Source organism: Shewanella corallii (assembly GCF_023349125.1).
In the GTDB taxonomy this organism is placed as follows: domain Bacteria; phylum Pseudomonadota; class Gammaproteobacteria; order Enterobacterales; family Shewanellaceae; genus Shewanella; species Shewanella corallii.
Genome location: NZ_JAKIKT010000020.1, coordinates 1 through 13531, shown reverse-complemented (window position 1 = coordinate 13531; position 13531 = coordinate 1). Strand labels below are relative to the sequence as shown.

At 50.0% G+C, this 13531-nt stretch carries 6 protein-coding genes; all 6 read right to left on the bottom strand.

Going from position 1 to position 13531, the window contains the following annotated elements; translation table 11 throughout:
• Window positions 1-177: 177 nt before the first annotated feature.
• Window positions 178-2097: a bifunctional diguanylate cyclase/phosphodiesterase gene (locus L2725_RS23075; RefSeq protein WP_249251134.1), complete on the bottom strand. Its 1920-nt coding sequence runs from the start codon at window positions 2095-2097 to the stop codon at window positions 178-180.
• 6 nt (window positions 2098-2103) lie between these two features.
• A complete protein-coding gene (locus L2725_RS23070) occupies window positions 2104-2811 on the bottom strand; it encodes a transglutaminase-like cysteine peptidase (protein WP_249251133.1) in 708 nt (235 codons plus the stop codon).
• Between the two features lie 158 nt (window positions 2812-2969).
• On the bottom strand, window positions 2970-4367 hold the full coding sequence (locus tag L2725_RS23065) for a TolC family outer membrane protein (protein WP_249251132.1): 1398 nt from the start codon (window positions 4365-4367) through the stop codon (window positions 2970-2972).
• 27 nt (window positions 4368-4394) lie between these two features.
• Complete coding sequence (locus tag L2725_RS23060; RefSeq protein WP_249251130.1) at window positions 4395-5777, bottom strand: HlyD family type I secretion periplasmic adaptor subunit; 1383 nt, start codon at window positions 5775-5777, stop codon at window positions 4395-4397.
• Window positions 5774-7951, bottom strand: coding sequence for a type I secretion system permease/ATPase (locus tag L2725_RS23055; protein WP_249251128.1), 2178 nt, complete (start codon window positions 7949-7951; stop codon window positions 5774-5776). Before L2725_RS23055 ends, L2725_RS23060 begins: the two co-directional genes overlap by 4 nt.
• A gap of 101 nt (window positions 7952-8052) precedes the next feature.
• The coding region (locus L2725_RS23050; protein ID WP_249251126.1) for a choice-of-anchor K domain-containing protein at window positions 8053-13531 on the bottom strand (5479 nt) is incomplete at its 5' end.

The following is a 13531-nucleotide window of genomic DNA, read 5'->3' as shown; positions in this document are numbered from 1 at the left end:
CATGTAATGAGACCTGCATAGCAGGGATTATCATTGCTGAAACTGAGGGAGGTGCAGTCTGGTAGCGCATCATGATGTTGATGAGAGAGCGGAGCAGAATTTCAGAGGTTCCAATCCTCTATCACCGAGCACATTCAGTAAAAAGCCCGCGTTTATCGCGGGCTTTTGGCTTTTTGTCTACACATCCTGTGGCGGGGTAATAAAGCCCTGGAAGCCACTGATATCCAGGCCACTGAAGCTTCTCAACTGCTCTTTTTCCTGTATGCCGGTCACAACAACCTGAATGCTCAAGCCCTTTGCCACATTGATAAGTGCGCGGCATAGTTCACTGTTGTGTTGGTTTTCGTCATAGTGTGCGAAAGCCTGATCCAGCTTCACATAGCTTGGGCGAAGGGTTTGCAGATAGTTCATCGAGCCAAACTGACGGCCAAAGTGGTCAATGCCAAACTGAGCGCCATGTTTGTGAATAATGGCACACAGGGACTCACAGGCTTCAGGAGCACTGTAAACCGCCGATTCAGGCAGCTCAAAGCACAACTTATTATCTTTGTCAGACTTGGCCAGGAACTTGTCGAGCCAGCTGTGGAACTCTGGATCACTGATGCTCTGGTGAGTCAGATTGACTGCCACAGGTTCAGGATTGCGCTCAAGAAGCTGGTCATCCCTGAGCTTACTGATCAGGCATCTATCCAATGCTGCGCCCATAGACAGCAGTTCGACATAGGGCATAAATTGTCCTGCATGGACCCTTTGACCATCTTCCAGTTGTAGCTGACAGAACAGCTCGCGATGCACAATGCCTTTCCCATTCGTGCTGGCAACATCTTGCCAGCGGAAGAAAAACTCTCTTTTATCAAATGCGTGGGTTAAGCGGTCACGCCATTGCTCACGGGAAAACAGCTGCTGCTGGTTTGCTGCAAACCAGTGATAAACCTTGCCGTCTTTCATTGCTTGCTGCAGGGCATTATCGGTTTGGGCCAGCATATCTGACTGGGTCATATCACCAATACGTTCAGCAATACCTATGGCATAACCTTCATTGGGTTTGCCTTCAGCCTTGGCGACTTCCTGATTAATAGTGCGAACTAAAGCTTGCAGATATTGATTTAGCTGTTCGCGTTCAACATCTGTCACCAGGAATGCAAACTCGTAGGCAGCAATGCGGGTAATGACGCTGGGGGCAACTGTTTGAAGATTTTCCTGAAGGCGTTGTGACAACAGGCGAATGGTTTCATCTCTAACCTGATAACCAAACTTACTGTGAACCTGTTCAAGCCAGTCCATTTTGGTCATGAACAGAGCACCGGTTCCCGGTTCATCCAGCCAACTTGCCACTCTATCCATCAGATATTGGCGGTTGGGCAGGTTGGACACCTGGTCGACCAGATTCTTCTTGCGCAATGCTGTCACTTCTTCATCCAGTGACAGAAAGACCTTTTTAAGTTGGCTCGACATACTGTTAAATGCCAACACGACCTTTTGTAGTTCGCGTGTTTTGGGCAATGCCAAATCAGGTCCGAACTTACGATTGGCAACATTTTGGGCATGCTGTGACAGTTGATTTAACGGCTTTAGAATCCAGGTTAAACCGACCCTGGCACTTAAAATCGCAATCAGGAAGAACAGCGCGAACAAGATAAAGGTATTGCTGATGATACGCCAAAGCTCGTGGTAGCCAATGCCTGGGTTGGCAGTGATCTTCAGGGTAGCCAGTTGCAGCCAGCCAGAAGTAATTGTGGTTTCGGTGCTGATCTCATCAAACAGCTGTAGATCGGTAAACCATTGGGGGACACCACTGACTTTGGTGGGGTTTTCCCAAACCTGCTGGTGTCCGTCAACCAGCCAGGTCAACTCAATACTCTGATAGTAGCCACCTTCGAAAATTACATTTACCAGTGCATCCACGGTAGCGCTGTCTCCTGCTTCCAGTGCAGGTGAAAGCATAAGCCCCAGCGAGTGGCTGGCATTGTTCAGGTCTGACTCCATCTGTTTGGTCAAAAAGCTGCGTGTCTCAGTGAATTGCACCAGGCCCAGGCCGATGACAACCAGCAGAAACAAGCCAAACAGTAGCGAATAGAGCTGTCGGAACAGTGTCATGAGTAGCTACTCCAGTCTAATTTTAGGCTGCCGCAAGCGGTCAACCTCAAGTCTATGGGTAAGATCATTCCATTTTTTGAGTCGTTTGGCCGAGCCAGCCAACTCACCCCGTCCTTTTTGTTTGTTAAGCCAAAGCTGCTTACCGTTAAAGCTGTATACCGGCACCAGATCCCGGCGTTGAGTTGCCGGTTTTATCTGGGGATCCAGATTGTCCAGTACCAAAGGCACTGAACCCGGTGTTTCGTAGTAGGTCAGTACCATATGGTATTGGTCTACGGTTTTAGCTTTAACCATAGTGATACGCAGTTTGTCTTCAGGTACCCCAACATGCAGCAGGGTAAAGTATTTGGCGATTGAGAAGTCCTCGCAGTCGCCGCCGCTGACACCAATAAACTCAAGGGGAGTCGCCCAGTAGTTGGATTCTCCCCAGAGCTTGATGTCATCGATAAAGGTAAACAGGTTGAAGAAGCGGTTTACCTCTGTCAGTTTGTCGCGCTCAGACATATTCTCAGCGGACTTCATAGTCTTAAACCAGGCGTTGGCACGCTTTCCGGCTCTTGGACCGTAGTTACGTTCGAGTTGGGCAATAATCAGGTTGGCATTGAGAGTTTGGGTAGGGGCGGCAGAGATTGGGCTGATTGAAATCAGCAAAAAAAGCAGTCCCAGTCGGAAGACTGAGGCTGTCGCGCACCTGTTCCTTTCCCTGCGTTGCATATCCAGAAGTTAACGTCCTTATCGCCTTGGCTTTTGTGTCTGTTATTTTTGTTTTTTTATCAGTATTCAGCCCCCGGGCTGTTCAAATTACACATTGTTATAGATGCAGATTAAAGTTGAATGCAGGGCCTCAACAGAGGCCCTGAACAGGTACATTATCAGTACGCACCCTCTTCATACTCATTATCACCACGCCAGGTTTCCGGGCGGGTAACTTGCAAAGAACCCAGCAACTGACCTGTGGCATTCAACACCCGGTACTGAGCCAGAGTTTCATCAAACTCTGTTTGCAGGTAATCTTTTCTAGCTTCAAACAGCTCATTTTCGGTATCCAGCAAATCCAGTAATGAACGCTGGCCCAGGTTGAATTGCTGAGCGTAGGCAGCCTGAGTCTCTTTGGCGGCCACTACATGCTCACGAATATATTGCTTTTGAGGTGGCAACAGCTCGTAGGCATTCCAAGCCAGTGAGGCTCCTTCGATAATTTGGCGATAGGCCCGTTCACGAACTTCTTTGGCTTCATTAATCTTGTAAGCAGACTCGCGATTCAAAGCCGCGTCACGACCACCGGCAAACAGGTCATAGCGCATACGAACCATAGCTTGCAGGTCATTGCTGTGACCTCCGACATCACTGGTAAAGCTGCGTCCATCTTCACCATTAATATCATTATTCCAATTACCGTTCAGTTCAATAGTGATTGTTGGGTAATAGCTTGATTCCCTTGAGCTCTTTTCACTTTGCGCAGCTTTGATATCCTGTGAGGCGGATTTCAGAACCGGGTGATACTCGCCGGCAACCTTAATTGTACCTTCATAGGTGGCGGGCAATTGATCTGAATCCGGTACCGGCATAATAGTGTCACTGGGAACCACACCAGTAACACTGCGATACTCGGCGATGGCATCGTACAGATTATTCTGTGCTGAAATCACATTGGCATTGGCGCGAGCCAGACGACCAGTAATTTGAGACAGGTCAGCTGTGGAGCCCAAGCCTGAATCGGTACGTTGCTTAATCTGGCTGTAGATATCTTTATGGGTTTGCAGATTCTTCTGGGCCAGGGTGAGTACCTGCTCAGCCTGCATAAATTTCAGATAAACCCTGGCGACCTCCAAAGCTATATCTTCCGCAGCGGCAATCAGAGTCCACTGCTCAGCCGTGGCTTCATAGGTGAATCTTTCCACTTCACTGGTGGTTCTGAAGCCGTCAAACAGCATCTGGCGGATACTCACGCCGGCTTCGCCGCGTTTGAGTTCTACCTCACCTTCATTACTCCTGTTAAGTGGGTTACGTCTTGTGGAAGGGCTGTCAGTATTTTCCAGCCCCCAGCCAGCGCTGAGTTCCACATTCGGTAAGTAACCTGAGAAGGCTTGGTCTATTTGCGCTTCTCTGGCTTTGAATCGGTTAAAGGCTACCCTCAGTTCAGGATGGGTATCCAGTGTTTTGGCGACAGCCTGCTCCAGTGTGTCGGCATGGCTGAGTGTCGGCGTTAACAGGGCCGCCACAGCCACAGCCGTCGCACTGAATCTCGCGGTTTTGTTCAACAATTTCATCGGATCATTCCCCCTGTATATCAAGCCTCATCTCTCCCGCAGTGCAGTATCTTTGGCTCGTAAAATTGGGTTGAGTATGTATTCGAGAATGGAACGCTTGCCGGTAATAATATCCACCGATGTCAGCATACCGGGGATAATGGGCATAGGCGTACCGTCTTTCTTGGTAAGACTGGACTGCTCGGTTCTTACTCGTATCAGGTAATAACTGTTGCCTTCTTCGTCTTGGCTGGTGTCAGCACTGATGTGTTCAACAGTGCCTTCCAACCCGCCGTAACGCGTGAAGTCATAAGCGCTGACCTTTACCACAGCCGGCAAGCCGGGGTGCAGGAAAGCAATGTCCTTTGGCAGGATCTTGGTTTCTATCAGGAGTTGGTCTTCCGATGGGACAATTTCAATAATGTCCACAGCGGGTTTCACCACACCACCCAGGGTATTTATATGTAATGTTTTTATTGTGCCGTTTACCGGGGAGGTAATGACGGCTTTGTTGAGTTTGTCGGCCGCTCCCACTTGAGCCTCATTCATACGAGACAGGCGGGTTTGTAATTCGTTGAGTTGGGCACGGGCTTCCGCACCAAAGTTAAATACTGCCTCACGACGTTTCAAAATCGCTTCATCGAGAGAGGCTTTGATTTTCGGACGCATCAATCTCAGTGACTGCAGCTCGCCCTGAATGTCATTCACAGTACGTTCAAGCTTAAGCAGCTCAACCTCCGCAACAATGCCTTTCTCGGCAAGAGGGCGTGTCAACTCCAACTCCCGAAATACCAAGCGATAGCTGTTGGTCAGAGTGCTGATTTTGGAATTCAGCTCGGCAGACTCCTGCTGTCTTTGCTGAATTTGTCGTGCCAGAATTTCGAGCTGGTTGCTCAGGTTATCCAAACGACCGTTGTACTCATCCTGTTGCCGACGGATCATGCGATCCTGACGGTCATTTAGCTCCTGAGGGAAGTTCAGTGTCTGCTTGTTAATCTGAACTTGTTCTCTCCAATCAGTAGATACATCGGCAACTACCAGGCTCTCGAGTTCAGTCTGAAGACGTATAACGTTAGCCTGTAGACTGTCGGTTTCCTGCTCTTGTTGGGCAAAATCAGAACGGAAGCGGGTATCATCAATGCGCGCCAAAGGTTGCCCTTTAGTGACGATTGAGCCCTCAGTGATAAACAATTCTTCCAGAATACCGCCATCCAAACTCTGAATAACCTGTATCTGAGAGGAGGGGATCACTTTCCCCTCGCCGGATGTCACCTGATCAAGTTCAGATAGATAAGCCCAGACAAAGAAGATGACTATCATGGCTGTCAGTGACCAGATGATCAGTCGATGTCCGGTTGGCGCGTCGGTCATCATAGCGCCGTAAATATCATCGACCATTTCCATATCTTCAGTGGTGAGGCGCTTATTCATTGTTTCGCCTCCCCAGCCATAAGACCTTGACTGAGCTGCTCGAGAACTTTCTCTCTGGAGCCATCCGCAAGCATTCGTCCTTTATCCAGCACTATGATGCGATCGACCAATTTAAGCAGGTGCATCTTATGGGTGATAAGGAGCAGGGAGCGCTGTTGACTGACATTTTGCATGGCGCGTACAAATTGCTTTTCTGCCCTGGCATCCAGACTAGCGGTGGGCTCATCCATCATCAACATTGGAGGGTCGTTAAGTATGGCTCTGGCCAGCGATACACATTGGCGTTGGCCCCGGGACAGCGCCTGTCCACCTTCACCGACCTGTTGCTCCAGACCTTCAGACTCCTGATGGGTAAACAGACCTACACCTGAGAGCTGAACCGCCCGGATTAGCTGATGTTCAGTCACCTGACGGGTACCAAACAGAATGTTGTCACGAATAGAGCCCTGAAACAGTGTCACGTCCTGAGGCAGGTAACCAAAGTTACGACGAAGATCCGCTGGGTGTATCTGCTGTGAGTCCAGACCATCGTATCGAATATTGCCATTGCTGGGTTGCATCAGACCTATGATGAGTTTGGCCAGTGTGCTCTTCCCTGAGCCATTACGGCCAATAATGGCAATACGCTCTCCCGGTTTAATTGACAGTGAAATATTGTTGAGTACCGATTTCTCTGTATTCGGGTAGGTGAAATTGACATGATCTAAGTCTATCTTGCCATTCATGCGTTCAATGCTGACCAGGTGACCTTTATCATCGAACTCATCTTCCTGAGTCATGATTTGATCCAACTGTTGCAGCGCACTGGCAGTGTGGTTACCCCGGGTCATCAGGTTAGCCAGCTGTGCTAAAGGCGCCACAGCTCGGCTGGTCAAAATAACTGCTGCAATGATCCCACCCATAGAGATATCGCCTTCCGATACGCGATACACCCCCAGTACAACTACGCTGACTGAGCAGAGTTGCACAATAAAGTTAGCGACATTGGATACGCCATTGGTGAGTTTTTTGGCCTTGAGTTGCCAGTTGGCTGAGTGCCCGGTCATTTGTTGCCAGCTTTTCTGCACCAGACCTTCGGCACCATAAGCTTTGATAGATTCCAGTGATGCCAGGCTTTCAATCAGGTGACCATGTTTGACCGCGGAAAATTTACTGCTTTCTTCAATGGCGGCTTTGAGCTTGGGCTGACTGTAAAGGGTATAGCCGATAATAATGACGCCACCAATAATGGGGATCATGACAAGATCGCCTGATACCAGAAAGATAATGGTAAAGAACAGCAGTGCGAATGGCAGATCCACCAGAGTGGTCACAGTGGCTGAGGCCAGAAATTCCCGGATACTGTCAAACTCCCCCAGCTGTTTGGCCATGGCACCAACACTGGGGCTACGTTTGGCCAGCGGGACCCCCATGGCTTTGGCAAAGAGTTTGGAGGAAACGATGATGTCGATCTTCTTACCGGCAACGTCAATAAGATAGCTTCGAAGTTGGCGCATCACAAAGTCGAACATAAACGCCAGACCGGCACCAATCGCCAGTACCCATAGCGACTCAAACGCCAGATTTGGCAGGATCTTGTCATAAACGTTCATAATGAACAGTGGCGAGATCAGGGCAAATAAGTTAACCAGCACTGAGGCGATAAGGGCATCCCGATAGATGGGGGCTGCATCTTTGATGATATTCCACAGCCAGTGTTCATCTGACTTATGCAGAAAAGCATCCATCCCCTTGTCTTCACGGTATAGCTGCTTCACCAGGAACAGGTAACCGACATACAGGGTCTCCAGTTCCTCGATGGACATGGTTTGCTTGCCGCCGCTGTCCGGCAGTTGGATGGTCGCTGAGTCAGATTGATGATCCAGCTCCATTAGCAAACAGGCTTTCTTATCTTTAAGCAGCAGGATGCAGGGCAGCATAATTTCTGACACCTGATCCAAACCTTTACGGAATAACTTGGCTGTCAGTCCTCCTCTGGAGGCCGCCTGTGGCAAGAGGTCCGGGGTGAGTACCGCCTCGGACATGGGAAGGCCTGCAGAAAGCGAATCTGCGGAGCAGGGATTGCCGAAATATTGAGTCAGCAACACCAAGGCATCCAGCAAGGGGTCCTCTGTGACCCGCTGGGAAGCTGAGATAGTCCATTGCTCTGGTGATTTGGAAACAGTTGCTACCACGACTCTTGCGATTCCTTATGCAAATGATTTTATGAAAGTTATTTTCATTGTGTGAATTGTGACAGAGGCTCGTCATTTTACAAGCCTCTGTCACATATCCGCTAAGGGATTTGACCTCCATTGTCATCATTTGGATCTGGAATGATTGGGTTAGTACCCGGTGACGAGTCAGATACATTGGCAATAATTGCACCGTCATCGAACAGACCATTGATGATATCGCTCTCGCTCATGCCGTAGATATCGAACAGATCCACACCATCTAGCACAATTGACTGTTCAAAGGTTCCGTTAAGGTCCGCGTCAATAGAGATGGTCGTAGAACCATTGCTCAGCGAGAAGTTGAGATAGTCTTCCAATGAGTTCTGGTCTTCTCCCTGGAGGATATCCTCAAGATTCAAAGTATCCTCTTCATGGTTGAAGTCCATGACGCGATCAGTACCAAACTCTCCGGATTGCCATACGAACACATCGTTACCTGCATCACCACGGAGAATATCGTCACCCAGTCCACCAATAAGGGTATCGTTACCTTCACCCCCCCTCAGGCCATCGTTATGGCGGCCGCCATCGAGGGTGTCATTCCCATCGTGACCATAGAGGATATCTGAGCCCGATTGACCGAAGATTTCATCATTACCTGCACCACCATTGACTATGTCAGCTGTAACGCCATTGATGTCAGCCGCCTTAAGCTGACCATCATTGTCAGTAATGCTGTTCAGGTTCCCTGTCATTAAGCGCAGGTTGTTGATGAAGTTGGCAGTAAGCTCAATATCCGGGTCTGTGTTATTGGCCTGGGAGTTACCCGTTGCCCCTGCCCAAATCTTGTCGTTACCACTGCCAGCTTCTACATAATCCTGGCCCTGACCTGTACTGACATTCTGATCGGCACTGCCATTGTTGTAACCAGTTACCGGATTCGTTGGGGTGGTTACCGTTGTTTCAACACCACTGCTGTTGATGATGGTTCCCGTGAGATTATCCCCTATGAATACCTGCATCTGGTCAGGTGTAGATGAATTATCGCCATCCTGAACTATGACTGTGTCATTGCCGTCATTGGTTTCTACCGTCAGATCTGTGCCCACCGGAATACCGTTAAAGTCTTCCGATGTCACACCGATAATGAGGCGGTTTGTGGATACATCGCCATCGGCGTCTCTAACTGTGTAGATAAAGTTCTCCTGAGCGCCTTCCGGAATGTTTTCTGCACTCTCCTGCAGCTCGTAACGATAGCTACCATTGGCCTGCAGTATCAGAACACCATAGGTACCCTGAATCTGTGTGCCTACACCGGTAAATACATCAGTCCCTGTGTCTGTCCCTGTGGTAACACCGACTACGGAGAGGGCATCTGCACCCAGGTCATTTTCAAGAACATTGCCCTCTTTATCCGGCAGCGCATAGCCATCACCTTCGACAATACGGGCGATTAACTGGTAGCTGTTGGATTGACTCTCATAGGTTCTAACAGTACTGACCAATTGCCCTTGCTCATCAATAAAGCCCAGTACCTTGATGGTGTAGAACTCACCTTCATATTCGAACGTCACCTCAGGCTGACCAATCTGGATAATATCGCGCGATGCTTCCGGATCATTGCTGTTAGGCGTCTCGGTATGGGTAAAGTTGATATTGATGGTTATCGGTGTGACCACACCATAGGAGTCAGTAATGGTGAAGGTCACAGTTAAGGTAGCAGCTGAAATGGCAGAACCTGCAGGAATTGGGTTGTTATAGTGAGTAAACACACCCAGATTGATATCCTGGTTCAGGTCCAGCACTCCGTTGAGGTTGGTGTCATTATCGACAAAACCATAGCCTGATGAAGTTGAGTTATTGTTGGTACCCCAGCGCATCTGATCGAGACCGGTATCATTGTCATCACCGTCATAACGTCTCAGCGGGTTACCTCCTGTCCAGCTTGTCCACTCACCAACAACACCTGATGCCTCAAAACCGTCTACAAGGACATCTACTCCATTGGTATCGATGACTGTCTCGACGTCGTCATCATAGATGCTGACATCAAGGTCGGTGGCGCTGGTATCACCATCTGCGTCGTAGGCGGTAATGCTAAAGCTATCGACCAATGGATCTGCTGAACTGTGATTCTGTGCTTCTGAGAACACATAGTTAAAACTCACCACGCCATTGCTGTAGTCAGTTATTTCTATCGTCCCAAACTCACCTTGTACAGTTGCAGGACTTTCTGGTGTGGCGGCGATCAGCATTGCAAGGGTAACTGTAGTGTTGCCACTACTGTTACCAAACACAATGCGGTTCAGGCCATCCGGAGCGGACACCGTAAACGAACCAGACTGTACCTGAGGTGTCGTGCCACCGTCGGTCCCACCTTGAAGTTCACTCTCGTTGAAGCTCATGTCGTCTGGGTCGGTAATAGTGACAGCATCATCGACCTGGTTGACCGTAATATTCAAGGTTGAGGTATCAGTACTGGAGCCGTCAGTCAGTACATAGGTGATATCAGGCACGTCACCAAAGAAATTGGTCGCTGGGATAAAGGTATATGCGCCGTTAGCCGACAGTGTGATTGTGCCAACACCATCAATAACATAAGCCGTTCCCACAACGAATGGGCCTGTTTCTCCAGTGACACTGAAGCTTTGTACTGAGATAGGGCCGTCAACACTGGTGCCATCAATGACATTGCCTGAAATACCTGTGGTGCTGTCTTCATCCACATTGACGTTTTCATCGTTATCGGTGAAATCATCATTGACTGGCGATACCGTAATATCGAGCACTGCAGTATCACCTGAGCCAGTGGTGTAGGTGATATCAGGTACCTCACCATTCCAGTTGGCAACCGGAGTAAAGGTGTAGGTACCGTTAGCATTGATAACTATGGTGCCTATACCTGCGATCGTGGCTGTTTGGCCTGCAGTATAGACAGTGGAGTCTCCTGTGACGACAAAGCTTACGACACTGTTATTGCCTGGATCATTCGTCAGGACATTCCCGTTAAGAGTGTCATCCTCCGGAGAGGTCACCACGTCATTAATAGCACCGGTAACGACTGCTGTATCACTCGCTGTCGCTGAATCATTACCCGCGGCATCCGTTTGAGTTACGGCGACCGTAATAGTGGCTCCTGCGGCGACAACTTCTGTCCAGGTTATAACGCCATTGTTATAGCTGTAGCCGGTTGCAGGTGAACCATTTTCCAATTGTAGCTCACCATTAACCAGCTTGAGCTTCACAGTGTTTTGGCTGCTGCCGTTGGTGATAACCAGAGTGACAATGTCCCCTGCGGCAAACTCTGTATTGTTTACTGTCGCTGCCAGCTGAACGTCATCTGTGCCCAGCTCATCTCTGCTGATCAGCCCGTCATCTGGATCATTGTCATCCACAATAGTCACTGTGGGTGCCGTTGGAGCAATAGTGTCACGAGTCGCAGTATCGCTGCCAGCATCAGAGACGTTACCGTCACGGTCAGTCTGAGTAGCAGAAACCGTAATGGTCGCGCCTTCTGCAACAACGGCAGTCCAGCTAATGGTGCCATTGTTGTAGCTGAAACCTGTTACCGCATCGCCATTCTCATCGACGAAGACAGGATTACCGCTGCCATCGAGCGACAGGAACACCTGAGAGGTAGTGGTGCCGTTATTGATGGTCAGGTTGATTTGACCACCGGCAACCAGCTCATCGTGGTCAACCTCGACCTTCAGCTGCACATTGTCATTGCCCAATTCATCGATATTAATGAGCCCATCATCTGGATCATTGTCATCAACAATGGTCACGGTCGGCGCATTGGTGTTGGCGGTCGTATCGATTTCCGCAGTATCACTGCCGGTATCCGAGATGTTACCGTCACGGTCGGTCTGGGTCGCAGACACTGTGATGGTTGCGCCTTCTGCCACAACGGCATTCCAGGTAATGGTGCCATTGTTGTAGATGAAGCCGGTGACGGCATCGCCATTCTCGTCAACAAAGACTGGGTCGCCATTGCTGTCGAGTGACAGGAATACCAGAGAGGTAGTGCCGCCATTGTTGATGGTCAGGTTGATTTGACCACCGGCAACCAACTCGTCGTGATCAACGACAACCTGCAGCTGCACATTATCATTGCCCAGCTCAGACTCGTTAATCACACCGTCGTCTGGGTTGTTGTCATCGACAATGGTGACAGTCGGTGCAGTGGTGTTGGCGGTCGTATCGATTTCCGCGGTATCACTGCCAGCATCAGAGACGTTACCGTCACGGTCGGTCTGAGTCGCAGATACTGTGATGGTTGCGCCTTCTGCCACAACGGCATTCCAGGTAATGGTGCCATTGTTGTAGCTGAAACCGGTTACGGCATCACCGTTTTCATCAACAACGACAGGGTCGCCATTGCTGTCGAGTGACAGGAATACCAGAGAAGTAGTGCCGCCATTGTTGATGGTCAGGTTGATTTGACCACCGGCAACCAGCTCATCGTGGTCCACCACGACCTGTAGCTGCACATTATCATTGCCCAGTTCAGACTCGTTGATCACGCCATCATCAGGATTGTTGTCATCAACAATAGTGACGGTCGGTGCAGCTGTATTGGATGATGTATCGACGACAGCAGTATCACTGCCTTGATCTGATACATTACCGTCAAGATCGGTTTGAGTGGCCGTTACGGTAATTCTTTCACCGTCAGCGACAACTTCGGTCCAGGTAATAGTTCCTGTATTGGCGTCGTAGTTGTATGTACGACCGTCACTGGCTGTAAGGCCTGTGCCATTCCAAGTGAGTGTGACCTCAGTACCATCAATCGTCAGGTTAACCTGACCGCCCAGTAGTAGTTCATCGTGGTCGATAACAACGCTTAGTTGAACATCATCACTACCCAACTCGCTGCGATTGATAACCCCGTCATCAGGATTATTGTCGTCGACTATGGTTACCACAGGTGCGGAGGCGTTTGCTGTTGTATCAAGGGTGGCGATATCCAGGCCTGAAGCAGTGTTACCTGCTGGGTCAGTCACTGTTGCAGTGACTTTAATCTCCGTGCCTTCTGCGGGGGCAGTTATGGTGACCGGCACACCGTTATCCAGCATGGCCTGGGTCACAGTGCCGTTAAACAGCTCATTGCCATCCTGGTCGGTCACAATCAGGGTATCGCCCACGGCGGTACCGGCGCCCAGGGTGACAGTGATGTTGATGTCGCCATCTAATTCATCAGCATTGATGATGCCATCATTGTTGGCATCTTCGGTAATCACCACTGTCGGTGCACTCGGTGCGCCGCTGCCCACGCCGTAATCCAGGGTGGCGCTGTCACTGCCTTCTGCGCTGTTGCCCGCGGGGTCGGTAATGGTGGCGGTGATTTCCAGCTCGGTGCCGGTGGCCGGTGGGTCAATGCTCAGGTCAAGGCCATTATCCAGCATCTCCTGCGTCACAGGGCCCTCAAACAGGGTGTTGCCATCCTGGTCGGTGACCACAATGGTGTCACCCACAGCGGTCCCTGCGCCCAGCGTGATGGTGATGTCCACCTGACCGTCCAGCTCGCCATCGTTGATGTAACCATCATCGTTGGCATCTTCGGTAATCTCGACCGTCGGCGCAGCCGGTGCGCCG